24 protein-coding genes are annotated in these 25,375 nt (G+C 67.6%); 4 read left to right on the top strand and 20 right to left on the bottom strand.

Annotated features, from left to right (window positions below):
• Nucleotides 1-176 precede the first annotated feature (176 nt).
• Nucleotides 177-1,364, bottom strand: coding sequence for a CAP domain-containing protein (locus A2G96_RS06480; protein WP_231909621.1), 1,188 nt, complete (start codon nt 1,362-1,364; stop codon nt 177-179).
• 310 nt (nt 1,365-1,674) lie between these two features.
• On the bottom strand, nt 1,675-2,613 hold the full coding sequence (locus A2G96_RS06475; RefSeq protein WP_062797837.1) for a LysR family transcriptional regulator: 939 nt from the start codon (nt 2,611-2,613) through the stop codon (nt 1,675-1,677).
• A gap of 178 nt (nt 2,614-2,791) precedes the next feature.
• Here A2G96_RS06475 and A2G96_RS06470 point away from each other — a divergent pair, with 178 nt between their 5' ends.
• Both A2G96_RS06470 and A2G96_RS06465 read left to right on the top strand, forming a co-directional pair.
• The gene (locus A2G96_RS06470; RefSeq protein WP_062797836.1) at nt 2,792-4,054 is read left to right on the top strand and encodes an acyl-CoA dehydrogenase family protein; all 1,263 of its coding nucleotides are present in this window, start codon (nt 2,792-2,794) and stop codon (nt 4,052-4,054) included.
• Between the two features lie 166 nt (nt 4,055-4,220).
• Nucleotides 4,221-4,913 (top strand): glutathione binding-like protein, encoded by a 693-nt coding sequence (locus A2G96_RS06465; protein WP_062797834.1) that lies wholly within the window; start codon nt 4,221-4,223, stop codon nt 4,911-4,913.
• 44 nt (nt 4,914-4,957) lie between these two features.
• On the opposite strand, the gene A2G96_RS06460 is transcribed toward A2G96_RS06465, so the two are convergent.
• Nucleotides 4,958-5,803, bottom strand: a complete 846-nt coding sequence (locus A2G96_RS06460; protein WP_062797832.1) for a hypothetical protein — start codon at nt 5,801-5,803, stop codon at nt 4,958-4,960.
• A gap of 296 nt (nt 5,804-6,099) precedes the next feature.
• Here A2G96_RS06460 and A2G96_RS06455 point away from each other — a divergent pair, with 296 nt between their 5' ends.
• Complete coding sequence (locus tag A2G96_RS06455; RefSeq protein WP_231909620.1) at nt 6,100-6,519, top strand: helix-turn-helix domain-containing protein; 420 nt, start codon at nt 6,100-6,102, stop codon at nt 6,517-6,519.
• Here A2G96_RS06455 and ureG read toward each other — a convergent pair.
• The 13 genes from ureG to urtA form a co-directional block, all read right to left on the bottom strand.
• Nucleotides 6,516-7,145, bottom strand: a complete 630-nt coding sequence (gene ureG, locus A2G96_RS06450; protein WP_062797828.1) for an urease accessory protein UreG — start codon at nt 7,143-7,145, stop codon at nt 6,516-6,518. The genes A2G96_RS06455 and ureG overlap by 4 nt on opposite strands.
• A gap of 14 nt (nt 7,146-7,159) precedes the next feature.
• Nucleotides 7,160-7,852: an urease accessory protein UreF gene (locus tag A2G96_RS06445; RefSeq protein WP_062797826.1), complete on the bottom strand. Its 693-nt coding sequence runs from the start codon at nt 7,850-7,852 to the stop codon at nt 7,160-7,162.
• A 132-nt stretch (nt 7,853-7,984) separates the two neighbouring features.
• Nucleotides 7,985-8,560 (bottom strand): urease accessory protein UreE, encoded by a 576-nt coding sequence (gene ureE / locus A2G96_RS06440; RefSeq protein WP_062797824.1) that lies wholly within the window; start codon nt 8,558-8,560, stop codon nt 7,985-7,987.
• Between the two features lie 16 nt (nt 8,561-8,576).
• Nucleotides 8,577-10,292 carry an urease subunit alpha gene (gene ureC, locus A2G96_RS06435; RefSeq protein WP_062797822.1) on the bottom strand — a complete coding sequence of 572 codons (1,716 nt, stop codon included), beginning with the start codon at nt 10,290-10,292 and terminating at the stop codon, nt 8,577-8,579.
• On the bottom strand, nt 10,292-10,597 hold the full coding sequence (locus tag A2G96_RS06430) for an urease subunit beta (protein WP_062797820.1): 306 nt from the start codon (nt 10,595-10,597) through the stop codon (nt 10,292-10,294). The genes ureC and A2G96_RS06430 overlap by 1 nt, the downstream gene beginning before the upstream one ends.
• An 11-nt stretch (nt 10,598-10,608) precedes the next feature.
• Nucleotides 10,609-11,229, bottom strand: a complete 621-nt coding sequence (locus tag A2G96_RS06425) for a HupE/UreJ family protein (RefSeq protein WP_062797818.1) — start codon at nt 11,227-11,229, stop codon at nt 10,609-10,611.
• A gap of 38 nt (nt 11,230-11,267) precedes the next feature.
• A complete protein-coding gene (gene ureA / locus A2G96_RS06420) occupies nt 11,268-11,570 on the bottom strand; it encodes an urease subunit gamma (protein WP_062797816.1) in 303 nt (100 codons plus the stop codon).
• A 39-nt stretch (nt 11,571-11,609) separates the two neighbouring features.
• The gene (locus A2G96_RS06415) at nt 11,610-12,479 is read right to left on the bottom strand and encodes an urease accessory protein UreD (RefSeq protein ID WP_062797813.1); all 870 of its coding nucleotides are present in this window, start codon (nt 12,477-12,479) and stop codon (nt 11,610-11,612) included.
• A gap of 23 nt (nt 12,480-12,502) precedes the next feature.
• Nucleotides 12,503-13,195 (bottom strand): urea ABC transporter ATP-binding subunit UrtE, encoded by a 693-nt coding sequence (urtE, locus tag A2G96_RS06410; RefSeq protein WP_062797811.1) that lies wholly within the window; start codon nt 13,193-13,195, stop codon nt 12,503-12,505.
• Nucleotides 13,196-13,197: 2 nt separating this feature from the next.
• The gene (gene urtD, locus A2G96_RS06405) at nt 13,198-14,046 is read right to left on the bottom strand and encodes an urea ABC transporter ATP-binding protein UrtD (protein WP_062797809.1); all 849 of its coding nucleotides are present in this window, start codon (nt 14,044-14,046) and stop codon (nt 13,198-13,200) included.
• Nucleotides 14,043-15,242: an urea ABC transporter permease subunit UrtC gene (urtC, locus tag A2G96_RS06400; RefSeq protein WP_062797807.1), complete on the bottom strand. Its 1,200-nt coding sequence runs from the start codon at nt 15,240-15,242 to the stop codon at nt 14,043-14,045. The genes urtD and urtC overlap by 4 nt, the downstream gene beginning before the upstream one ends.
• Nucleotides 15,242-16,885 carry an urea ABC transporter permease subunit UrtB gene (gene urtB, locus A2G96_RS06395; protein ID WP_062797804.1) on the bottom strand — a complete coding sequence of 548 codons (1,644 nt, stop codon included), beginning with the start codon at nt 16,883-16,885 and terminating at the stop codon, nt 15,242-15,244. The genes urtC and urtB overlap by 1 nt, the downstream gene beginning before the upstream one ends.
• Nucleotides 16,886-16,985: 100 nt before the next feature.
• Nucleotides 16,986-18,242 carry an urea ABC transporter substrate-binding protein gene (gene urtA, locus A2G96_RS06390; protein ID WP_062797802.1) on the bottom strand — a complete coding sequence of 419 codons (1,257 nt, stop codon included), beginning with the start codon at nt 18,240-18,242 and terminating at the stop codon, nt 16,986-16,988.
• A 453-nt stretch (nt 18,243-18,695) separates the two neighbouring features.
• Between urtA and A2G96_RS06385 the strand changes: the two genes are divergently transcribed.
• Nucleotides 18,696-20,753: a gamma-glutamyltransferase family protein gene (locus A2G96_RS06385; RefSeq protein WP_062797800.1), complete on the top strand. Its 2,058-nt coding sequence runs from the start codon at nt 18,696-18,698 to the stop codon at nt 20,751-20,753.
• A gap of 67 nt (nt 20,754-20,820) precedes the next feature.
• Here the strand turns inward: A2G96_RS06385 and cyoD are convergent, their stop codons facing one another.
• From cyoD to cyoA, 4 genes are read right to left on the bottom strand one after another with little or no spacing between them, the layout of a single operon-like run.
• Complete coding sequence (gene cyoD / locus A2G96_RS06380; protein WP_018005464.1) at nt 20,821-21,189, bottom strand: cytochrome o ubiquinol oxidase subunit IV; 369 nt, start codon at nt 21,187-21,189, stop codon at nt 20,821-20,823.
• Nucleotides 21,189-21,839 (bottom strand): cytochrome o ubiquinol oxidase subunit III, encoded by a 651-nt coding sequence (gene cyoC, locus A2G96_RS06375; RefSeq protein WP_062797798.1) that lies wholly within the window; start codon nt 21,837-21,839, stop codon nt 21,189-21,191. The genes cyoD and cyoC overlap by 1 nt, the downstream gene beginning before the upstream one ends.
• 5 nt (nt 21,840-21,844) lie before the next feature.
• Entirely contained in the window at nt 21,845-23,818 is a 1,974-nt protein-coding gene (gene cyoB, locus A2G96_RS06370; protein WP_062802089.1) for a cytochrome o ubiquinol oxidase subunit I, read from the bottom strand.
• Nucleotides 23,819-23,832: 14 nt separating this feature from the next.
• Nucleotides 23,833-24,795, bottom strand: a complete 963-nt coding sequence (gene cyoA, locus A2G96_RS06365; protein ID WP_062797796.1) for a ubiquinol oxidase subunit II — start codon at nt 24,793-24,795, stop codon at nt 23,833-23,835.
• Nucleotides 24,796-25,375: the final 580 nt, after the last annotated feature.

Here is a 25,375-nt window from a genome sequence, read left to right as displayed (position 1 = left end):
CGCGAGGACGGAAGTCTGGCGTGCGCCACACCCGGCGCTGGCATCGGATGCGATGCAGGCCGATCCCACGCTGGCCTTGGCCAAGTGAGGATCAAACTGCGGGGAGAGTTGCCGCCGGGCGCGCCGCGATGGCGGCGCCCGGTGCATGACTGCCAGCGCAAGCGCTGGCGTGAAAATCAGCGCGTCGTAAACGACCAGCTCAGGTCCACCGGCTGCGCGCCGAGCCGGCCCGTGACCCGCACGGTATAGCGCTGCTGGCTGGCCAGCGGCGCCATCGGCGTGCACACCGCCAGGCCGCGCGCGGCGCTGCTCAGGCCCGAGGAACGGCTGTCGACCTTGATGCAGTCGACGGTGCCGCCTTGCGCATCGGTGATGACGAAGTTGTCGGCATCGAACTGCAGCGAGGTATTGATCGCCTGCAGCGACACCGGATAGCCCATGGTGCGGTTTTCATAGCCCGGCGCCGGATTGGGGCTTTCGGTGTTGACCCAGTTCACCGGCACGTCGTTCTGGCCGTCGAACGGATAGGCCACCATCTGGTTGTCGCTGCCGCCCTTGACCCGGTCGGCAAGGTCGACGGTCTGGTAGTAGCTGGCCGAGGTGCCGCTGCCGTTGGCGCCCACGCGCTCGGCAAAGCCGCTGCCGGCCGAGCCATAGCTGCCCAGCAGCGCGGCGCGGTGGAACGGCGCGTCGACCAGGTCCGACACCAGTGCGTCCTTGGGAGACATCGACAGCTGCGCGTTGGCCACCGAGGTCCAGCGATTGGCGCCGGCCACCACTTCGGCGGTGGCGTCGGTCGGATAGGCTGCCTGGATGCGGTCGTGGGCGGTGGCGCCGGTGTAGCCCGGATTGCCGCTGCTTTCGTCGTGCGTCAGCGTGGCATTGGCCAGCATGTAGTCGGTATGCGCCTGCGCGGCGGCATTGAGCGGGTCGCGCGCCGCCAGCGGCGGCAGGCCCACCTGCTCGCGACGATAGTTGGCGTAGCACAGGCCGGCGGTGCGCGGCTCTTCCAGCACGCGGTAGTTGCTGACCGCGCTGCCGCGCGCCGGCAGCAGCGAGATGCCGCTGCCCGGCGCGGCGGCCGGCGCGGGACCGCTGACGGTGTAGCAGGCCCCGGCCGTGGTAGTGGTGGCGGAGCCGGTTGGCGAGGTCGGAGAGGTCGGCGAGGACGGGGACGTGGCTGCGCCCTGGCCGCCGGAAGGCGCGCTGCCTTGCGCACCGGCCGGGGCCGAGCCGCCGGGCGCGGCACTGGCCGTCGTGCCACCGTCGCCGCCATCGCCGCCGCAGGCAGCCAGCGCCAGCGCGGCGGCGGTACAGAGCGTGGTCAGCGCCAGTGTGGTGTGCCGCGCGCGGCGCGGCGGCATGGAAGTGCAATCGGCAGGCAAGCGTTTCCCAATCATCGGTCTGAGTCGTCGTGGTGGAGTTCGGCGGATTGTTCTGCCCGGGGTCTGCCCGGGGGATCCGCGATTGCGGACAGCCGGCGCGTCTACCATCGCGGGCGCCGTGCAGCACGGGCTCGCGGAGGCTTTGCCGGGGGCAGAAAGACCGGACGATGGTATGGGCCGCGACCGCGAGGGTCTAGCCCGCGAACAATTGCTTACGTGTGACCCGCGCGCGCCGCACCTGAATGAATGCGAACGGAATTCGCGCTGCGGCAGCGCGGGTTGAGCCCCGTCAGCCCGCTGCGGCCACGTCGGCCATGCCGCTGCCAAGCGAAGCCATCACCGCCATCAGCTGCTCGCGCAGCCAGCGGTTGGCGCCGTCGTTCTCGCCGCCCGCATGCCAGTACAGGTGAAGCTCCAGCGACGGCACCTTGAACGGCAGCGACAGCAGCCGGTTGGCATAGGGCTCGTTGGCGATGCGCGCATAGCGCAGCGGCAGCGTGGCCAGCAGGTCGGTGCAGCTGACCACGCGGCACGCCGCGGCGTAGTGCTGGCAGCGCAGCCGCACGCGCCGCGTCAGGCCCATGCGATGCAAGGCCTGGTCCTCCAGTCCGGCGCCGCGGCGGCGCGACGACACATGCACGTGCTCGGCCGCGAGGTAGCGCTCCAGCGTCAGCTCCTTCTTCACCAGCGGATGGTCGCGCCGGGCCAGCACCACCATCGGGTCGGCCATGAACGGCGCATGGTGGATCGCCGGCGACACCGGCAGCAGGATGTCGAGCGCGGCGTCGAGCGTGCCGGCCAGCAGTTCCGATTCCATCTCGCGCCGGTCGAAGCGGATCGCGGCAATCTCCACCTGCGGCGCCACCGCGGTGACGCGGCTCATCAGCGGCGGCAGCAGCGTCGACTCGAGCGCGTCGCGCATGCCGATGGTGAAGCGGCGCACGGTGTTGGTGGGATCGAAGTGCGGCGTGTCCTGCAGCGTGCGCGCGAACGACTGCAGCGCGCTGCGTACCTCGGCCGCCAGCGAGCGGGCCAGCGGCGTGGGCGCCATGCCCTGCCCGCGCCGCTCGAACAGCGGATCGTCGAACAGCGTGCGCAGCCGCCCCAGCGCGTGGCTGACCGCCGGCTGCGTCAGGTTGAGCTGGCGCGCGGCCGCGGTGATGCTGCCTTCGCTGTAGATGGCGTCGAACACGACGAAGAGGTTGAGGTCGATGCGGGAGAGCTGCATGCTGGGGATTCTGGCATGGAATGCAGGGAATTGATACTGGCAAATCCAGAAAATTCATTTTTCTAATTACCAGCTTTCAGATAGAGTGCATTCCATCGGCAAGGGATTTGCCTTGAAGACCCAGCCAACCGGCGCCGGCGGCAGCCCGCGCCCACCGATCCCGTAGCGAGGAGACCACATGGATTTCGAGTACAGCCCGAAGGTCAAGGAGATGCAGGCCAAGCTGCTGGCCTTCTTCGACCAGCACATCTATCCGAACGAAAAGCGCTTCGCCGAGGAGATCGACGCCAACCGCCGCGCCGGCAATGCCTGGATCCCGACCAAGGTGATCGAGGAACTGAAGCCGCTGGCGCGCGAAGCCGGCCTGTGGAACCTGTTCCTGCCGCGCTCGCCGCGCGCGCCGCAAGGCCTGTCGAACCTGGAATACGCCACGCTGTGCGAGATCATGGGCCGGGTGCCCTGGTCGGCCGAGGTCTTCAACTGCGCCGCCCCCGACACCGGCAACATGGAGACGCTGGAGCGCTACGCGTCGGAAGAGCTGAAGGACCAGTGGCTGGAGCCGCTGCTGGCCGGCGAGATCCGCTCGGCCTTCCTGATGACCGAGCCGGCGGTGGCCTCGTCGGACGCGACCAATATCGAATGCCGCATCGAGCGCGATGGCGACCACTACGTGATCAACGGCACCAAGTGGTGGTCGTCGGGCGCCGGCGACCCGCGCTGCAAGGTCTATATCGTGATGGGCAAGACCGATCCCGAGGCCGGCCGCCATGAGCAGCAGTCGATGATCGTGGTGCCGGCCGATACCCCGGGCATCACCATCAAGCGCTTCCTGCCGGTGTTCGGCTACGACGACGCGCCGCACGGCCATATGGAGATCGAGCTGAAGAACGTGCGCGTGCCGGTCTCGAACATCCTGCTGGGCGAAGGCCGCGGCTTCGAGATCGCGCAGGGCCGCCTCGGCCCGGGCCGCATCCACCACTGCATGCGCAGCATCGGCGTGGCCGAACGCGCGCTGGAACTGCTGTGCAAGCGCGCGCTGTCGCGGGTGGCGTTCGGCAAGCCGGTGTCGGCCCAGGGCGTGACGCAGGAGCGTATCGCCGAGGCCCGCTGCGAGATCGAGATGGCGCGCCTGCTGACGCTCAAGGCCGCGTACATGATGGACACGGTCGGCAACAAGGTGGCCAAGGCCGAGATCGCCATGATCAAGGTGGTGGCCCCGAACGTGGCGCTGAAGGTGATCGACTGGGCCATCCAGGTCCACGGCGCCGCCGGCGTTTCCAGCGACTTCCCGCTGGCCAACTGGTGGGCGCATCAGCGCACGCTGCGCCTGGCCGACGGTCCGGACGAGGTGCACCGCAACGCCATCGCCAAGCTGGAGCTGGCCAAGCACATGAACGTCAACCCGGACACCATCAAGATGCCGGTGGCGCGCGGCTTCTGAGTGTCCCGGGGCACCCGGTAGCGCCGGCGGGGGGCCGCCCCTGCCGGCATTGTGGAAAACGCGCAGCCGGCCTGCGCGTTTTTTTCTTCTGTGCTTAAATCGCGCGGTTCGCCACGTCGGTGGTTGATGTGGCCGTTCCCATGAATGCAGCCAGGAGATCCCTGCAATGATCGACGTCTACAGCTGGGCCACGCCCAATGGCCACAAAGTCCACATCATGCTGGAGGAATGCGGACTGGAATACCAGGTCCATCCGATCAACATCGGCGCCGGCGACCAGTTCGGCGAGGACTTCCTGAAGATCAGCCCCAACAACAAGATTCCCGCCATCGTCGACCCCGACGGGCCCGACGGCAAGCCGATCTCGCTGTTCGAATCGGGCGCGATCCTGCTCTACCTGGCCGGCAAGACCGGCAAGTTCCTGCCCGAGGACGTGCGCGGCAAGTACGAGACCCTGCAGTGGCTGATGTTCCAGATGGGCGGCGTGGGCCCGATGCTTGGCCAGGCGCACCACTTCCGCATCTATGCGCCCGAGCAGATCGAGTACGCCGTCAACCGCTACACCAATGAGGCCAGGCGCTTGTACGGCGTGATCGACACGCAGCTGTCGAAGCACGAATGGCTGGCCGGCGACCAGTACACCATCGCCGACATCGCCACCTTCCCGTGGCTGCGCAGCTGGCAGAACCAGGGCGTGGACCTGGACGACTACCCGCACCTGAAGCGCTGGTTCAACCAGATCGCCGAGCGTCCCGCGGTCAAGCGCGGCGTGGAGGTGCTGGCCAGCGCGCGCAAGGCGCTGCAGGACGACAAGGCGCGCGAAGTGCTGTTCGGCGCCACGCAGTACCAGCGCCACTGAAAGACGCGCGGCGGCCACGGCGCCCCCGTCCGCGGCCGCGGCCCTCAGGCCAGCGCCAGCGCAGCGCGCGCCACGGCGTGTCCATCCGCGCGCCGGCCGCCACAGGTGGCCACGCCATCCTGCGGGGCATCGCCCGCGCCGAAGCAGCACAGCAGCCCGGTGCCCGGCACCAGCACGTCGAGCCGGCATGACTCGTGCGCATCCGGCGCGTAGAGCGCGCCGGGCTGCAGGAAGGCCATGTCACCGCCGCTGCGCACCAGCGCGCCATGCCAGTGCAGCGCCAGCGCGCCCCGGTAGCACAGCGCCCAGCGCAGCCCGCGCGCCTGCAGGTGCCGGCCCCAGTCATCCATCGAGCCATCCAGCTGGACAAACTCCGGGCGCATGCCCGGCTGCGCCTGCCAGTCATCCGCTGCCAACGCGTCCGCCGGCGCATGCGGCGCGGCCACGCCGTCGGCATCGGCCCCGGCACCGACGGGGGCAATGGCGCCCAGCCCGCACTGCCACGCGCCCGCGGGCATGGCCACGGGTCGCGAGGCCTCGGCCGGGCCTTGCGGCACCGCGCGCACCAGGATGGTATCGGCCACCGCCTGCACCTGCATCGGCACGCGGGGCGCGGGCGCGAACAGTTCGCCGCCCCCCACCAGCAAGCTGCCGCGGCCGGGCGAAGACAGCCGCAGGCCACCGCGCAGGCAACCCCACCATTCATGGCAATCCGCTGAAAATTCGGGCTGGCGCTCGCCGGCGCAGAGGAAGATGTAATCGCAAGTGCAGCCGAGACCGGCAGCGGCGGCAAGCACGCGTGGCTGGAATCCGGGAAGGAAATCCGACGGCGCTTGCCGGTCGGCATCGATGGCGCGCATGCGCGCGTCGAACAGCGTGAAGATCTGCATGGCTATCCCCCTGCAGGGCGACAGGCGCGCTGCGCCTGCCAGCGCAGCCGGCGCACGCGTGGCAGCGTGACGCACGGTCTTGCGCAATAACCCGTCTGGCACGGCGCTGCGATGCAGCCCGCCCGGTTGATGCCATCGTGCCGCGCCATTGCCTGGCGCGCCCCTCAATTTGCGGATCGGACACCGATAGTGAGGATGAGGATAAGTTGTCGTGGCCTCAAGGTCAAACCCTTAGCCTCAGACCACTCCGAACTTTTGTTGATCCCATGACCTCTCGAAATCTCAGACTTTTCGGATTGCATCTCGCCTGGCTACGCAAACAACGAGGCTGGTCCCAGGAGACGCTTTCGCTCGAAAGCGGGCTGTCGCGCTCCTACCTGAGCGGCATTGAAAGCGGCAAGCGCAACCTCGCGCTGGCCAACATCTGCAGGCTGGCCGAGACGCTGGCCGTACCTACCGCCGAGATGCTCGACTTCAGCCGCCACGATGCCAGCCAGCTGCAGGTCGAGCAATCGCGCGCGCCGTTCGGCAACCGCCAGCGCGCGGCGATCGAAGCCACGGTGCACCATATGGCGGAGCTGAGCGAGCCCGAGCTCAACCTGGTGGCCGCGGTGGCGCGGGCGCTGGCAGGCAAGGGCAGCTTCCGCCCGGCGCTCGGGCACGGCAGCTCCGGCACCAGGCCGGCACCCGATGCCGACGCTGCACCTGAAGGCTAGAGCCCCAGCATGCCCTGCCGTTCGATGAAGCCGATCACCTGGTCCAGCCCCTGCCCGGACTTGACGCTGCCCATCACGAACGGCCGGCTGCCGCGCATCTTGCGCGCATCGCTTTCCATCACCGGCAGCGATGCGCCCACATACGGCGCGAGGTCTGTCTTGTTGATCACCAGCAGGTCGGACTTGGTGATGCCCGGCCCGCCCTTCCTAGGAATCTTCTCGCCCCCGGCGACGTCGATCACGTAGATCGTAAGATCAGAAAGTTCTGGGCTGAAGGTCGCGGCCAGGTTGTCGCCGCCGGACTCGATGAAAACCACGTCGGCATCCGGGAAGCGCGCCAGCATGCGATCGACCGCTTCCAGATTGATCGATGCATCCTCTCGGATCGCGGTGTGCGGACAGCCGCCGGTTTCCACGCCCAGGATGCGCTCGGCCGGCAGCGCGCCGGAGATGGTCAGCAGGCGCTGGTCTTCCTTGGTGTAGATGTCGTTGGTGATCGCCACCAGGTCATAGCGGTCGCGCATCGCCTTGCACAGCATTTCCAGCAACGTGGTCTTGCCGGAGCCGACTGGGCCGCCGACGCCAACGCGCAGCGGAGGGTTTTTCTTGGTACGGGCGTGGGTCATGGTGCGGTATCGGTTCAGGATCGGAACAGCCGGGAGTATTGGGTTTCGTGGCGTGCGCACAGCAGTCCCAGCATCGGGGAAAACGTCGACAGTTGCGGCGGCGTGGCTTCGGCGCGGCGTTCGGCTTCATCGACGGCATCGAGCACGGCGCCATGCAGTCGGCGCAGCATGTGCTGCCCCGCCACCTGCCCCAGCGGCACCGCCTTGATCGCCGCGGCCACCTGGTTCTCGGCCCAGTTGAAGCAGTAGGCCGCCAGGCCATCGCGCGCACCGATCTGCAGCGCCACGCAGGCCGCGGTGAACGCGGTCGGCAGGCACACCGGCGCCAGCGCGGCCAGCGTGCCGCGCAACGCCGGCGTGCCCCATTCCATCTGCGCGATCAGCCGGGCCAGCGACCAGCCCATCTGCTCGGTCTCCAGCCGCAGTTCCGAAGTCTCGCGGGTGGCGTGGAACCAGTCGTTCCAGGTTCGGACCTGCGCGGCATCGCCCGCCTGCCAGTGGCGATGCAACACCAGCCACAACGGCGCCTCGCATTGCGCCTGGACATGCCGCAGGTTGTCGTGAATCCAGCGCTCGGCGGTCTGCGCATCATGCACGCCGACGCATTCGATCGCGGCCTCGAGGCCTTGCGAGTAGCTGAACCCGCCGATGGGCAGCGATGGCGAGGCGAGGTGCAGCAGGGAGATGAGTTGGTGGAGGTGGGTCATCACACCACGCCTCGCCTTGCGATGGTTTGCTCCCCTCGCCCGCTTGCGGGACAGGGGAGCGCGGTGTCGGTATTGGTAAGGTTCTTTGCCAGACTCACAATCGCGCCTTCATGTCTTAAGCATCATTGGCAATCAATGCTTATGCATGCAGCCTGCATCGTCAACATGATGCACGTCGCCATGCCCATGCCCATGATGCTCATGAAACACCGCCTGCGCCGCCGCATAATCCTCCGCGAAGGTCGCGTCGTGCCCGTGCTTGTGCCCGCCGCCATAAGCGCCCGCCTCCGGCTCGAACGGCAGTTCAGCGGGTTCTGCCTGTACGCCCAGCCGCCGCAGCATGTCGGCCAGCACCGCGTCATATTCGAGCCGCAGGTAGTCGCGTCCGATCTCCACCGGCGTGTGGCGGTTGCCAAGGTGGTAGGCCGCGCGCATCAGCGCGTGCGGGTCTTGTGCGCGCACTTCCAGCACGGACTCGGCGGCGGCCTGGACCTCGATGAAAGTGCCGTCTTCGGCCACCAGCAGGTCGCCTCCGCGCAGCACGGTGCCGCGCGGCAGGAACAGCGCGGCGTCGGTGCCGTTGTCGAGCACGGCGCGCAGGCGGCTCTTGCTGCGGTCGGCGAACGGCAGCACCAGCTTGGGTGCGCGGCGCACCAGCACGCTGGCGATGCCGTGTGGCGCGGTCAGGTGTTTGTCGATCTTCAGCATGGCAATTCCGCACCCATCAAAACAGGAAATAGCGCTGCGCCATCGGCAGCTCGGTGGCGGGCTCGCAGGTCAGCAGCTGGCCGTCGGCGACGACCTGGTAGGTCTCGGGATCGACCGTGACGTGCGGCTGCCAGTCGTTGTGGACCATGTCGCGCTTGCTGACGGTGCGGGTGCCGTGCACCGCGGCAAGGGTCTTGGCCAGCCCGTAGCGTTCGCCGATGCCGGCCGCCAGCGCCGCCTGCGAGACGAAGGTCAGCGACGAACGATGCAGCGCGCCGCCGGCCGCGGCGAACATGGGCCGGTAGTGCACCGGCTGCGGCGTCGGGATCGAGGCATTGGGATCGCCCATCGCGGCCGCGGCGATCATGCCGCCCTTCAGGATCAGGCTGGGCTTGACGCCGAAGAATGCGGGCCGCCACAGCACCAGGTCGGCCCACTTGCCGACTTCGACCGAGCCCACTTCATGCGCGATGCCATGGGTCAGCGCCGGGTTGATGGTGTACTTGGCGACATAGCGCCGCACGCGGAAGTTGTCGTGCCCGCCGCGCGCATCGTGCGGATCGCCCGGCAGCTTGCCGCGTTGCGCCGCCATCTTGTGCGCGGTCTGCCAGGTCCGGATGATCACTTCGCCGACGCGCCCCATCGCCTGCGAATCGCTCGAGATCATCGAGAACGCGCCGAGGTCGTGCAGGATGTCCTCGGCGGCGATGGTCTCGCGGCGGATGCGGCTTTCGGCGAAGGCGATGTCCTCGGCGATCGACGGGTCCAGGTGGTGGCACACCATCAGCATGTCGAGATGCTCGTCCAGCGTGTTGACGGTGTACGGGCGCGTCGGGTTGGTCGACGACGGCAGCACGTTGGCCTCGCCGCACACCTTGATGATGTCCGGCGCATGGCCGCCGCCGGCGCCTTCGGTGTGGTAGGTATGGATGGTGCGGCCCTTGAACGCGGCGATGGTCGCCTCGACGAAACCGGCCTCGTTGAGCGTATCGGTGTGGATCGCCACCTGGGTGTCGGTCGCGTCGGCCACCGACAGGCAGGTGTCGATCGCCGCCGGCGTGGTGCCCCAGTCCTCATGCAGCTTGAGGCCGATGGCGCCGGCTTGCACCTGCTCCAGGATCGGCCCCGGCTGGCTGGCGTTGCCCTTGCCCAGCAGCCCGATATTCATCGGGTAGGCATCGGCCGCCTGCAGCATGCGCTCCATGTACCAGGGCCCCGGCGTCACGGTGGTGGCGAAGGTGCCGGTGGCGGGCCCGGTGCCGCCGCCGATCATGGTGGTGACGCCACTCATCAGCGCCTCGTCGATCTGCTGCGGGCAGATGAAGTGGATATGGCTGTCGATGCCACCGGCGGTGACGATCATGCTCTCGGCCGCGATCACCTCGGTGCCGGGGCCGACCACGATGGTGACGCCGGGCTGGATGTCGGGATTGCCGGCCTTGCCGATCGCCGCGATGCGCCCGTGCTTGAGCCCGATATCGGCCTTGACGATGCCCCAGTGGTCGACGATCAGCGCATTGGTGATCACGGTGTCGACGCAGTCCTGCGCCATGCGCTGGCTCTGCCCCATGCCGTCGCGGATCACCTTGCCGCCGCCGAACTTGACCTCCTCGCCGTAGACGGTGAAGTCCTTCTCGACTTCGATGATCAGCCCGGTATCGGCCAGCCGCAGGCGGTCGCCGGTGGTGGGGCCGAACATCTCGGCATAGGCCTGCCTGGAGATCGATGCCATCACAGCGCTCCCATGATCTTGCCGTTGAAGCCGTAGACGATGCGGTCGCCCGCCAGCGCCACCAGTTCAACGGTGCGGGTCTGCCCGGGCTCGAACCGCACCGCAGTGCCCGCGGCGATGTTCAGGCGAAAGCCGCGCGCGGCCTCGCGCTCGAACGCCAGTGCCGCGTTGGTCTCGTAGAAGTGGAAGTGCGAGCCGACCTGGATCGGCCGGTCGCCGGTATTGGCCACCGTCACGCTGACGGTGGCGCGGCCGACATTGAGCGCGATCTCGCCGTCGGCGGGCATCAGTTCACCGGGGATCATGGCGCTCCTCCTCAGGCCACCAGCAGGCCGGCGCCGTACAGCGCCACGCCCGCGCCGGCCGCGCGCGCGAGCCAGCCGGCGCGGCGGCGCAGCAGCGTGCCGGCGCCAATGCCCAGCAGGTGCAGCGCCATGGTGGCCGCGGCAAACCCGCCCACGTAGGCCAGCACCGCCGGCAGCGCGCCCGCGCTGGCGGGCAGTTCCGCGCCATGCGCATAGCCGTGGAACACGGCGAAGCCGCCCACCAGCAGCGTGCCGGCCCATGCCGGCAGCTGTGCGCGCAGCGCCAGCAGCAAGCCGATCGCCAGCAGCGAGGCCGCGATCATCGGCTCCACCGCAGGCAGCGCCATGCCGGCAAGGCCGAGCGCGGCGCCTACCAGCATCAAGCCCACGAAGGCCAGCGGCAGGCGCAGCGTATCGGCGGCGGAGCGCGCCACCAGTGCGCTCCATACGCCCACCGCGGCCATCGCCAGCAGGTGGTCGGCACCGGTGAACGGATGCGCCAGGCCGGCCCACAGGCTGGCGCCGACGGTGGCGGCATCGTGGCCGGGATGCGCCAGCGCGGCGCCGGCGGCAACGGTCAGGGAAGCGCCCAGGGCAAGGCGCAGGCAAGCGGTACGGGTGTTCGTCGTCATTGGATTGGCGCCATGTTGGCTTCGGTGGTCAATGCGTTTCAGACAATGGGATGGTGGACGGTGACCAGCTTGGTGCCGTCCGGAAAAGTAGCCTCGACCTGGATCTCGGGAATCATTTCGGCGACGCCATCCATGACGTCCTCGCAGCTCAGCACGGTGGTGCCCTCATGCATCAGCTCGGCCACGGTGCGGCCGTCGCGCGCGCCCTCCATGATCGCGGCGGTGATCAGCGCCACCGCTTCCGGGTAGTTCAGCTTCAGGCCGCGGGCCTTGCGCCGCTCGGCCAGCAGCGCGGCGGTGAAGATCAGCAGCTTGTCTTTCTCGCGCGGCGTCAGTTCCATCTGTCGTTCCTGTTTGGTGTTCGATTGCGTATTGGCGGGCTACGTCGCCCACAGCCGCAGCGGCCGCGCCGCGACACCATGGAGCGGCAGGCGCAACGCCTGCCAGGTGTCGGTCATGACCTGGCGCACCGCTTCCATGTGCCGGCCCAGCACACGCAGCAGCAGCATCGACTGCCCGTGGGCGGCGAGGCAGGTCACGCCGGCGCGCAACGCCGGCGTATAGGGCAGCTGCTCGGCCAGCGTTTCGGCAAGGTCTTGCGTGGCGCCTGCGCCGACGGCCCACAACGTGCCCAGCACGTTCAGCCCGTCCAGCCCGGGCACGGCATGGCGCAGCGGCGATGCCGCGTCGATCCGCGCTTGTTCGATCCACAGCGCGCGCTCGCCGGCGCCGATGCGCGTATCCAGCCACAGCGCACCGCGCGCCCACTGCTCGCCCGATGCCTGGCGGCCCAGCACCACGGCATCCCAGCCGATCGCGCTGCCGCCCGGCGCGACCTCGAGTACGGTGGCAATCCGCGCGCGCGCGTCGTCGAAGACGATGTTCTCCTGCGGCAGCCAGTCCAGCCGCGCGCCCTCGCCCACCGCCAGCCGCACCCGCTGAGCCGCGTCGCGGCCGAGCGACTTGTACCACTTGGTGGCGCCCGGCGTGGCCAGCACCGCGTGCGCGCCGGCCTCAACCGTCACGTCGATCTCCAGGCTGTCGCCACCGGCCACGCCGGCCGGCGGATGCAGGATCACCGCGTGGCAGATGCCACCTTCCGGGTACAGCGCCTTCTGCACCAGCAGCGGCCCCTGGTGGCGCCGCCCGGCCAGCACGGTGCGCTCGCCGCGCGGCGCAAAGCGCAGCTGCAGCGTGGCCTGCCAGGCCGCCGGCATGGCGAGAGACGAAGGGAAATCGGGGTGGCGCATCGATGCGAACGGACCTGCGCGTGCTACACGGCGATCAGCTCGCGCACGCCGTCCTGCTCCATGCTGGCGCCGGCGCCGCGCGCTACCACTTCGCCGCGGCTCATCACCACATAGTGGTCGGCAATATGGCGCGCGAATTCGTAGTACTGCTCGACCAGCAGCACCGTCATGCCGAACTCGTCGACCAGCAGCCGCAATGCGCGGCCGATGTCCTGGATGATCGAGGGCTGGATGCCCTCGGTCGGCTCGTCGAGGATCAGCAGTTGCGGCTCGCTCATCAGCGCGCGGCCGATCGCCAGTTGCTGCTGCTGGCCGCCGGACAGGTCGCCGCCGCGCCGCAGCCGCATGGTGCGCAGTACCGGGAACAGCTGGTAGATGCGCTCCGGCACGCCTGCCGGCCGCGCGCGGCTGGCAGCGCCGATCAGCAGGTTCTCCTCGACCGTCAGCCGCGGGAAGATCTCGCGCCCCTGCGGCACATAGGCCAGGCCGGCCGCGACGCGCTCGTACGGCGCCTTCTTCTCCAGCGGCTTGCCGTCCCAGTGGATGCTGCCGCTGCGCGTCGGCACCACGCCCATCAGGCATTTCAGCAGCGTGCTCTTGCCGACGCCGTTGCGGCCGAGCAGCGTGGTCAGCTTGCCCGCCGGCACCTCGAAGCTGACGTTGCGCAGGATATGGCTGCCGCCGTAGTACTGGTTCAGTGCATTGACCTGCAGCATGCCTATCTCCCCAGGTAGGATTCGATCACGCGTTCGTCGCGCTTGACGTTGTCGAGCGTGCCTTCGGCCAGCACGCTGCCCTCGGCCAGCACCGTGACCTTGCCGGCGGCGCCCGCCAGCGCGGCGACGAACTCCATGTCGTGTTCCACCACCATCATCGAGCAGCTGCCGCGCAGGCCATTGAGCAGGCTGGCGAGCTGCATGGTCTCTTCATCGGCCATGCCGGCGACGGGCTCGTCGAGCAGCAGCAGTTGTGGCTGCTGCATCAGCAGCATGCCGATCTCGAGCCGCTGCTTCTGCCCGTGCGACAGCAGCCCGGCGGGCCGGTAGGCCTCGGCCTCGAGGCCGGTCAGCGCCAGCGTTTCCTCGATGCGGCGATGCCCGGCCGCGGTCAGCCGCGCACGCAGCGACGACCACCAGCGCTTGTCGGCCTTCATCGCCAGCTCCAGGTTTTCCCACACCGCGTGCTGCTCGAACACGGTGGGCTTCTGGAACTTGCGGCCGATCCCGACCTGCGCGATGCGCGGCTCGGTCATCCGCATCAGGTCGATGGTCTGGCCGAGGAACACGCGCCCGCTGACATTGGCGTTACGCGGCCCGGTCTTGCCGGTGATGACATCCATCATGGTGGTCTTGCCGGCGCCGTTGGGGCCGATCACGCAGCGCAGCTCGCCGTGGTCGATCGACAGGTTCAGCTGGTTCAGCGCGCGGAAGCCGTCGAACTGCACGGTGACGTCTTCGAGGTAAAGGATCGGGCCGTGCGACACATCGATGGTGCCCGGCTCGACGATGCGGCCCAGGCCGGTGGCGTCGCCGCTTTCGGCCTGGCCGTGTTCGAGTGCGGCGTTCATGCTTCACCTCCGCTGCGGCCGGCAACCGCCGGCGTGGCCACCGGCTCCTGCGCGGCCGGGCGCGCGCGGCGCTCGCGCCAGCGCTGCCACAGGCCGGTCACGCCGTCGGGCAGGTACAGCGTCACCAGCACGAACATCGCGCCCAGCAGGAACAGCCAGTATTCGGCGAAGTGCGCGGTGAACAGCGTCTTGGCGCCATTGACCAGGAACGCACCGATCACCGGCCCGACCAGCGTGCCGCGCCCGCCCACGGCCACCCACACCGCCATCTCGATCGAATTGCCGGGCGACATCTCGCCCGGGTTAATGATGCCGACCTGCGGCACGTACAGCGCGCCGGCGATGCCGCACAGCACCGCCGAGAAGGTCCACACGAACAGCTTGTAGCCGAGCGGGTTGTAGCCCGAGAACATCACGCGCATCTCGGCATCGCGCACCGCCGTGACCACGCGGCCGAGCTTGGAGGTGACGATGTAGCGGCAGGCGATGAAGCCGGCCAGCAGCGCCAGGAAGGTCAGCACGAACAACGCCGTGCGCGTCTGCGGCGCGGCGATGGCAAAGCCGGCGATGCGCTTGAAGTCGGTAAAGCCGTTGTTGCCGCCGAAGCCGGTCTCGTTGCGGAAGAACAGCAGCATCGCCGCATACGTCATCGCCTGCGTGATGATCGACAGGTACACACCCTTGATGCGCGAGCGGAAGGCAAAGAAGCCGAACAGCCACGCCAGCACGCCCGGCACCAGCACCACCAGCAGCAGCGCATAGCCGAGGTGATCGGTGCCATGCCAGAACCACGGCAGCTCCTTCCAGTCGAGGAACACCATGAAGTCCGGCAGGTCGCTCTGGTACACGCCTTCGCGCCCGATCGAACGCATCAGGTACATGCCCATGGCATAGCCGCCCAGCGCGAAGAACAGCCCATGGCCGAGGCTGAGGATGCCGCAGTAGCCCCACACCAGGTCGAGCGCGATCGCCGCCAGCGCGAAGCACATGATCTTTCCGACCAGCGTCAGCGCATACGCCGACAGGTGCAGCGGATGGCCCTCCGGCAGCAGCAGCGCGCACACCGGCACGCCGATGCCGACGATTGCGGTCAGCGCCAGCAGCGCGATCCAGCCGCGCGGCGAGAACAGCGACTGGCGTTCGGGCACGGCCAGCCGGAACGGTGCCGCGGAAGAGTTCGGTTGGAATCGCTGCATCATGCCTCCGCGCTGCGCCCCTTGAGCGCGAACAGTCCCTGCGGCCGCTTCTGGATAAACAGCACAATCAGCACCAGGACCAGGATCTTGGCCAGCACCGCGCCATAGAAGGGTTCGATGAACTTGTTGAGGATGCCCAGCCCGAACGCACCGACGATGGTGCCGGCCAGTTGCCCCACCCCGCCCAGCACCACCACCATGAACGAATCGATGATGTAGGCCTGGCCCAGGTCGGGACCGACATTGCCGATCTGCGACAGCGCGCAGCCGCCAAGCCCGGCGATGCCGGCACCGAAGGCAAAGGCATAGCTGTCGACCTGCCAGGTGCGCACGCCCACGCACGCGGCCATGGTGCGGTTCTGCGTGGTGGCGCGCACGAACAGGCCCAGCCGGGTGCGGTTGAGCACCGCCCATGCGATGGCCACCACCGCCAGCGCGAACAGCACGATGACGATGCGGTTGTAGGGAATCACCAGCCCCGGCATCCACTCGAAGCCGCCGCTCATCCATCCGGGGTTGGACACTTCCACGTTCTGCGCACCGAACAGCGTGCGCACCGCCTGCATCAGCAGCAGGCTCACGCCGAAGGTGGCCAGCAGCGTTTCCAGCGGGCGCCCGTACAGGTGGCGCAGCACCAGCCGTTCCAGCACGAAGCCGACCACCGCGGCAGCCAGGAACGAAGCCGGCAGCGCCGCGGGCAGATACCAGTCGAGCGCGCCCGGCGCATAGGCACGGAACAGCGACTGCACCACGTAGGTGGCATAGGCGCCGATCATCAGGAATTCGCCGTGCGCCATGTTGATCACGCCGATCAGGCCATAGGTGATGGCGAGTCCTAGCGCGGCCAGCAGCAGCACGCTGCCCAGGCTCAGCCCGGCGAACAGGTTGCCGATCACTTCGGCGCGGCGCTGGTCGCGCTGCAGCGTGTCCAGCGCCTGCTGCGCGGCCAGCCGCACGCTGCCGTCGGGCTCGCGGTAGCGGCCGGCGCTGTCGCGCTCGACCAGCGGCGCCAGCTTCTGGCGGTTCTGCGGGTTGCTGTCGCTGGCCAGGATGCGGATGGCTTCGAGCCGCGCCTCGCGCGCGGCAGGCTCCGGCGTCTCGCCCAGCACCAGGTTGGCCCAGATCACGTCGAGGCTGGCGCGCAGTCCGGCATCGGCCTCGGTCTTGCGCGCGGCCTCCACCGCGGCCAGCGACGCGCTTTCGGGCTGGTCGCGCAGCGTGGCCACCGCCTGCGCGCGCACCGCGATCTCGGGCGACTGCAGCAGCAGGCTGCTGGCGGCGCTGTCGACCAGCGCGCGCAGGCTGTTGTTCAGGGTCAGCGCTTCGAGTTCGTCGGCGTTGACCGAGACCGGCTTGCCGGTGATCGCATCGACCAGCCTGTCGCCGTCCTGCCGCACCATGCCGACCGACGGCGCGTATTGCAGGGCGTCGTCCTGCAGCGCTTTCAGGATCGGGCCGGCCTCGGCGGGCGCTGCCTTGGCCAGCGCAGACAGCGCGGCGGTTTTGGCGTCGAAGTCGTCCCCGGCGAGTGGCTTCAGGTCGGCCTGCGTCAGTGCGCTGGCCCATGACGCCGCGGCCAGCAGCAGAGCTGCCAGCAAGGCACGCAGCCAGGACCTGGCGGGAAAGGATATCGAATGGCGCATGAGGGCTGGCAGTGACGAAAGTGAATGACCAAGCTGCGGATGTGCTCCCCTCTCCCACACAGTAGGAGAGGGGAGAAAACCAGCGGTAGGCGACCGTTCCTTACATCGCCTTGTCCGGCTTCCCTTCATTGCCCGCGATGAACGGGCTCCACGGCTGCGCGCGCACCGCCTTCGGCGTCTTCCACACCACCGCGAACTGGCCGTCGGCCTTGACCTCGCCGATCATCACCGGCTTGTACAGGTGGTGGTTCTCGCCCATGGTCAGGGTGAAGCCGTCCGGCGCCTTGAAGGTCTGGCCGTACATGGCCGCGCGCACCTTGGCGGTGTCGGTGCTGCCGGCCTTCTTCACCGCCTGCGCCCACATATGGATGCCGACGTAGGTGGCTTCCATCGGGTCGTTGGTCACGCGCTTGTCGCCGCCGGGCAGGTTGTTGGCCTTGACCCAGGCTGCCCACTGCTTGCGGAAAGCGTCGTTCTCGGGATTCTTGACCGACATGAAGTAGTTCCACGCGGCCAGGTGGCCCACCAGCGGCTTGGTGTCGATGCCGCGCAGCTCTTCCTCGCCGACCGAGAACGCCACCACCGGCACGTCCTTGGCCTTGAGCCCGGCGTTGCCCAGCTCCTTGTAGAACGGCACGTTGGAATCGCCGTTGATGGTGGAGATCACCGCGGTCTTGCCGCCCTGCGAGAACTTCTTGATATTGGCGACGATGGTCTGGTAGTCGCTGTGGCCGAACGGGGTGTAGACCTCTTCAATGTCCTTGTCGGCCACGCCCTTGCTCTTCAGGAACGCGCGCAGGATCTTGTTGGTGGTGCGCGGGTAGACGTAGTCGGTGCCGAGCAGGAAGAAACGCTTGGCGCCGCCGCCCTCCTTGCTCATCAGGTATTCGACCGCGGGGATGGCCTGCTGGTTGGGCGCCGCGCCGGTGTAGAAGACGTTCTTCGACATCTCCTCGCCTTCATACTGCACCGGGTAGAACAGCAGCGAGTTGAGCTCTTCGTAGACCGGCAGCACCGACTTGCGCGACACCGAGGTCCAGCAGCCGAAGGTCACCGCCACCTTGTCCTTGCTGACCAGCTGGCGCGCCTTCTCGGCGAACAGCGGCCAGTTCGATGCCGGGTCCACCACCACCGGCTCCAGCTTGCGCCCGAGCACGCCGCCGCTCTTGTTGATCTCGTCGATGGTCATCAGGGCCACGTCCTTCAGCGACGTTTCCGAGATTGCCATGGTGCCGGACAGCGAATGCAGGATGCCGACCTTGATCGGCTCCTTGGACTGCGCCAGCGCCAGCGGGCTGGTACCGATCATTGCCGCGGCGGCTATCGCCGACAGCTTCAGCATGTCACGTCGTTGCATTTGCAGCTCCCGTTTATGGTGTTGGTCAGGGACTACGCTCCCCGGGGTGATGCATCTGCAACTAGCGTGCCACGGCGATATCGCGCGCGCGGCGCGGCCACACGCGGCGCGTGCGGCGGATCGTTGCCCGCCGGGCGCGCTCGCACCATCGCCGTGCAACGCCGGCCCGCACTGACTCAGTGCGTATCTGCCGCCGCGGGCGATGACGGTGCATGGCGCCCGCATCGGGGCATCGCGCTCGCGGTTTGCGCCACGGTGGCGCCGGCTGGAGTAACGGCACTGTGGCGCGCACCGTTTAAGCGAACGCTTAAACCCGGATTCGAATGCATGTAAATCCGTACATTCAATGATTAAGGCCGGCGCGCCGCGGCACTACGGTGAAAGATGGCCGCGGTCCCACCCGACGACCCGGCCCTGGCATTTCCCGGACCCCCATAAAAGGAAGGAGAAACCATGCCGTACGCTGCCGACCCCCATGCATCCCCCGCCGAGCCGCAGCCGCAGCCGCGCGCCACCCCGTACTGGCGCCCGCGCCGCGGCAAGCTGGCGCTGGCGGCGCTGGCGCTGACCCTGGGTGCCTGCGGCGGCGGCGACGATCCCCCGCCTCCGCCACCGCCCCCGCCGGTCACGCCGACCGCAGGCTGCGAGCTCGACGGCAGCACCGGCGGCCAGGCCGTGGTGCTGCCGGGCGACCCCAACGCGCCGGAACAGGCAACCGGCTATGCGCCCAAGGTCACGGTCTACAGCAAGACCTATATGGCGGTGACCAACAACCCGGTCTCGACCAAGGCGGCATGCGACGTGCTGAAGGCCGGCGGCACCGCGATCGACGCCGCGGTGGCGGCGCAGATGGTGCTGAACCTGGTCGAGCCGCAATCGTCCGGCATCGGCGGCGGCGCCTTTATCCTGCATTTCGATGCGGCGACGCGCCAGCTGACCGCCTACGACGGCCGCGAGACCGCGCCGGCCGCGGCCGACGAGAACTACCTGCGCTGGAAGTCAGCAAGCGACCAGACCACGCCGCTGCCCAATCCCCAGCGCAGCGGCCGCTCCATCGGCACCCCGGGCACGCTGCGCGTGCTCGAGATGGCCCACCGCGACTACGGCAAGACCGCGTGGAAGGAACTGTTCGCGCCGGCAATCAAGCTGGCCACCGACGGCTTCGCGATCCCGCCGCGCATGGCCGCGGCGATTTCCGACAGCGCCACCGTCGCCAATATCAAGCGCGATCCGGAAATGGCCGCCTACTTCCTCAATCCCGACGGCACGCCGCGCGCGGTCAACACGGTGCTGCGCAATCCCGCGCTGGCGGCGGTCTTCAGCGCCGTCGCCGCGGACGGCGCCGACGCCTTCTACAAGAACGGGCCGATCGCGCAGGCCATCGTCGCCAAGATCCAGACCACCTACGACGGCAATACCACGCCTGGCGTGACCACGCTCGACGACCTGGCCAACTACCAGGCCAGGAAGCGCACGCCGGTGTGCACCACCTACCGGCAGTACGAGGTGTGCGGCATGCCGCCGCCGTCGTCCGGCGGGATCGCGGTGGCGCAGATCCTGGGCATCGTCGAGAACTTCGACATGGCGGCGCACAAGCCCACGCTGGTCGACCAGAACGGCGGCCGGCCGAGCGTGCTGGGCGCCCACCTGATGGGCGAAGCCGGGCACCTGGCCTATGCCGACCGCAACAAGTACGTGGCCGACACCGATTTCGTTCCGTTGCCCGGCGGCACCTGGGACACCATGCTGAACAAGCCCTACCTGAGCCAGCGCGCCGGCCTGATCAGCACCACCGGCTCGATGGTCACGCCGGTGGCGGCGGGCAACCTCGGCGAGGTGCCGCTGGCGCCGTCGATGGTGCAGGAGCGCGGCACCACGCACCTGTCGCTGCATGACAAGTACGGCAACGTGGTGGCGATGACCACCACGATCGAGGCCGGCCTGGGCTCGTACCACATGACCAACGGCTTCCTGCTCAACAACGAGCTGACCGACTTCAATGCCGATCCCGCGCCGGGCGGCGTGCTGGTGGCCAACCGGCTGCAGCCGGGCAAGCGTCCGCGCAGCTCGATGGCGCCAACGGTGGTGTTCCGGCGCAACAGCGACGGCTCGCGCGGCGAGTTCTACATGACCACCGGCTCGCCGGGCGGCGCCACCATCATCCAGTTCGTCGCCAAGACCCTGGTGGCTTCGCTGGACTGGGGCCTGGATGCGCAGCAGGCGGTGTCGATGATCGACTTCGGTGGCAATAACGCGAGCGCGGGATCGCCCATGATCGTCGGCGGCGAGCATCCCAACGTCGACACCAGCACGCCGGCCGGCGGCCTGCCGGGCGACAACGACCCGCTGGTCAGGGGCCTGCGCAACCTCGGCCACACCGTCAACACCGCGGCGCAGTCGAGCGGGCTGAGCGCCATCATCCGCACCACCATCGGCGGCTCGGCGGTGCTGGTGGGCGGCGCCGACCCGCGGCGCGAGGGCGTGGTGCTGGGGGATACGTTCAAGCCCTGAGCAAGCCGCGGCAAAAAAGAAAGGGGCCCCGCGGGGCCCCTTCTTTTCGATGCCAGGACGCCGGTCCTTACATCACCATCATGTTGGCGTTCAGGTTGTGCATGATCCACAGCGAACCCGCCACCACGATCACCAGGATCAGCGCCGTGAACAGCAGCGCGATCACGTTGCTGCGCTGTTCGGACGACGAGTCCAGGTGCAGGAAGTACTTCAGGTGCACGATCATCTGGACCACGGCCATGCCGAGGATGGTCCACAGGATGGTGGCCTTGTCCATGGTGCCGTCCATCACGATCTTGAACGGGATCACGGTCAGGATCACGGCCAGGATGAAGCCGATCGCGTAGCCCTTGAAGCTGGCGTGGCCGCCAGCGTGGCTGTCATGCGCGTGCGAGTCGTGGGCGCCGTGCGCCGCCGGTGCGTTGTGTTGTGCCATCACAGATGTCCCATCAGGTAGACCACGGTAAACACGCCGATCCAGACCACGTCCAGGAAGTGCCAGAACAGCGACAGGCACATCAGGCGCTTGGTGAGCGTCGGGGTGATGCCCTTCTTGCCGAGCTGCCACATCAGCACGATCATCCACAGCATGCCGCTGGCGACGTGCAGGCCGTGGGTGCCGACCAGCGTGAAGAACGACGACAGGAACGCGCTGCGGCCCGGGCCGGCGCCTTCGGCGATCAGGTGGTGGAACTCGTTGATTTCCATCGCCATGAAGGCCAGGCCCAGCAGGAAGGTGATGCCGAGCCAGGTCTGCACGTGCTTGAGGCTGCGGTTCTGCAGCGAGATCATCGCCATGCCGTACGTGATCGACGAGAACAGCAGGATGAAGGTCTCCACCAGCACGTAGTTGAGCTCGAACAGCTCCTTCGCCGACGGGCCGCCTGCCACTTCGCCGCGCAGCACGGCGAAGGCCGCGAACAGTCCGGCGAAGATGATGCAGTCGCTCATCAGGTAGATCCAGAAGCCATACACCGTATTGGCACTGGTATCGTGGTGCGCATGGTCATGGCCGTGGCCGTGCGCGCCGGCGTGAGCCGGGGCGCCTGCCTGCGCGGGGATGCGGTCTAGGACTTGAGTCGACATGGTTCTCAGGCTTGCGAAGCAATGCGCTGCAGATGGCGCGTTTCGATCTGCTCGACCTCGGTGGCCGGCACGTAGTAGTCGATGTGGTCGTCGTTGCTGCGGTGGATGAACGCCCAGATCATACCCACCAGGCCAACGATGGCCAGCCACCAGATGTGCCAGGTCAGGGCGAAGCCGAACACCAGGCTGAAGGCGCCGATGATGAAGCCCGCGCCCGTGTTCTTGGGCATGTGGATCTTCTCGTAGCCTTCGGTCGGCAGGGTCTCGCCGCGCGCCTTCATGTCGGCGAACGCGTCCAGGTCACGCACCACCGGGGTGTGCGCGAAGTTGTAGAACGGCGGCGGCGACGAGGTGGCCCACTCCAGCGTGCGGCCGCCCCACGGGTCGCCAGTGACGTCGGCCAGCTTCTTGCGGTCGCGGATCGACACCACGATCTGCAGCACCTGGAAGAAGATGCCCAGCGCGACGAACACCACGCCCACCACGGCCAGGTACAGCCACGGCGTCCAGGCCGGGTTGTCGGTGTGGTTCAGGCGGCGGGTCATGCCCATCAGGCCCAGCACGTACAGCGGCATGAAGGCGAAGTAGAAGCCCACCAGCCAGCACCAGAACGAAGCCTTGCCCAGGCGCTCGTTCAGCTTGAAGCCGAACGCCTTCGGCCACCAGTAGGTGATGCCGGCCAGGTAGCCGAACAGCACGCCGCCGATGATCACGTTGTGGAAGTGGGCGATCAGGAACAGGCTGTTGTGCAGCACGAAGTCGGCCGCCGGCACCGCCATCAGCACGCCGGTCATGCCGCCGATCACGAAGGTGATCATGAAGCCCAGGGTCCACAGCACCGGCGAGGTCATCTGCACGCGGCCGCGGTACATGGTGAACAGCCAGTTGAAGATCTTCACCCCGGTCGGGATGGAGATGATCATGGTGGTGATGCCGAAGAACGCGTTGACGTTGGCGCCCGAGCCCATCGTGAAGAAGTGGTGCAGCCACACGATGAACGACAGCACCATGATCGCGGCGGTCGCGTACACCATGCCCTTGTAGCCGAACAGCTTCTTGCCCGAGAACGTGGCGATGACTTCAGAGAAGATGCCGAATGCCGGCAGGATCAGGATGTACACCTCGGGGTGGCCCCAGATCCAGATCAGGTTCACGTACATCATGGCGTTGCCGCCACCGTCGTTCGTGAAGAAGTGCATGCCGAGGTAGCGGTCCAGGCCCAGCAGCGCCAGGGTCACGGTCAGCACCGGGAAGGCGGCAACGATCAGCACGTTGGTGCACAGCGCGGTCCAGGTGAACACCGGCATGCGCATCAGCGTCATGCCAGGCGCGCGCATGCGCAGGATCGTCACCAGGAAGTTCACGCCGGTCAGCAGCGTGCCCAGCCCTGAGATCTGCAAGCTCCAGAGGTAATAGTCCACCCCTACGCCCGGGCTGTAGTCGATTCCCGACAGCGGCGGGTAGGCCAGCCAGCCGGTCTTGGCGAACTCACCGACGCCCAGCGAGATGTTGACCAGCATGGCGCCCGCCACGAACAGCCAGAACGACAGCGTGTTCAGGAACGGGAACGCCACGTCGCGCGCGCCGATCTGCAGCGGCACGACCAGGTTCATCAGGCCGGTCATCAGCGGCATGGCCACGAAGAAGATCATGATCACGCCGTGGGCGGTGAAGATCTGGTCGTAGTGCTCGGGCGGCAGCACGCCGGTGGCGCCGTTGGTGGCCAGCGCCAGCTGGGTGCGCATCATGACCGCGTCGGCAAAGCCGCGCAGCAGCATGATCAGCGCCACCAGGCAGTACATCACGCCGATCTTCTTGTGATCGACCGAGGTGAACCACTCGTTCCAGAGATAGCCCCACTTCTTGAAATAGGTGATCGCGCCCAGCAGCGCGGCACCGCCCACGGCGACACCGGCCAGCACGACCATGATGATCGGCTCATGAAACGGAATCGCCGACAAACTCAACTTGCCAAACATCATTGCTCCCAGGATTACGCGCCTGCCGGCTGCGCGGCCGGCGTGGTCAAGGACAGCTGCTCTTCACCGAGGGTGTTGCGCGACGTGCAGATCGGGCCGCCCTTGAACCCGTCGGCGGCCAGTGCGGCGCCGCCGTGGCCCATGTACTTGTGCAGGATGTGGCGGAACAGCTGGTCTTCCACCTTGCCGTAGTACGCGACCGGCTCCTTCTCGCTGGGTTGCGCCAGCGTCTGGTAGCCTTCGACGCCCAGTTCGGTCGACGAGGCGCGAACCTTGGCCACCCACTGGTCGAAGTCGTAGTTCGACATGGCGATGGCCTTGAACTTCATGCCCGAGAAGCCGCCGCCGCTGTAGTTGGCGGACACGCCGTCATAGCTGCCGGCTTCGTTGGCGATCAGGTGGAGCTTGGTTTCCATCCCGGCCATGGCGTACACCTGGCTGCCCAGTTGCGGGATGAAGAACGAATTCATGATCGAATCCGAGGTGATCTTGAAGTTCACCGGGGTGTCGACCGGGAAGGCGATCTGGTTGACGGTGGCGATGTTCAGTTCCGGATAGATGAACAGCCACTTCCAGTTCAGCGCCACCACTTCGACCGTGACCGGCTTCTTGCTCGATTCCAGCGGCTTGTACGGGTCGAGGTCGTGCGAGGACTTCCAGGTGATGATGCCCAGCGCGATGATGATCAGGCAGGGGATCAGCCACACCACCACTTCGATCGCGGTCGAGTGCGACCAGTCGGGTTCATAGCGTGCCGAGGTATTGCTGGCGCGGTACTTCCAGGCGAACACCAGCGTCAGCACGATCACCGGCACCACCACCAGCAGCATCAGCCAGGTGGCGATCAGGATGATGCCTTTGATGTCGACGCCGACCTGCCCTTTCGGGTCGAGCAGCGTCATGTTGCAGCCGGCGAGCAGGAGCAGGCCAAGGCAAGGCAGGAACCGCGTCCACCGCGGCAGTATGGGTTTCTTCATGTCACGACTGGTTTGGTTACACCGCGCTTCGGGCAAAAGCGTGGCTAAACCGCCTGATGCTTGCGCAAGAGGCGTGGGGCTATGGGAAAACCGGAAGGACGTGTCCTTAGCTGGCGTTGCGGTCGGGCGGCGGATCTAACGCCGGAGGACCATGCGGCCTTGCAACGCCATGAACACGGAAGGACAACTGACTGCGCGCGCTGCAGGCCCTGTGGGACCTTGCCGGCGCTGCGGCACCTGATGGCCGAAACCGCGAACGGTCCCGGCTGAATACTGCGGCCGGGTAGCGTTGGAATACGAGGCTTTTGCGCCTCCCGACAGACCTGCCGTCATGACAGGCGCGGTTTTCGGCCGGGGAGCGCAACACGTAAAACATCGTGGGCGCGACTGTACCGCAACGCAACATTAGGGGTAAACCCAACGCTACGGAACACACTGTTCATTTAAACGGACAATCAGCACATTGGTGCACTGCGCAGTCTTTGATCCACATCAACATCACAAAAACGCACCTAAATATGCAGAAAGCCGCGCTTTGCGCGGCTCTCAGGGGTGCGTCAGGGGTGCGACACCGCGCTGT

Origin of the sequence: Cupriavidus nantongensis, from assembly GCF_001598055.1 — a bacterium.
Lineage (GTDB): Bacteria > Pseudomonadota > Gammaproteobacteria > Burkholderiales > Burkholderiaceae > Cupriavidus > Cupriavidus nantongensis.
This window is presented reverse-complemented; position numbering and strand designations above follow the sequence as displayed.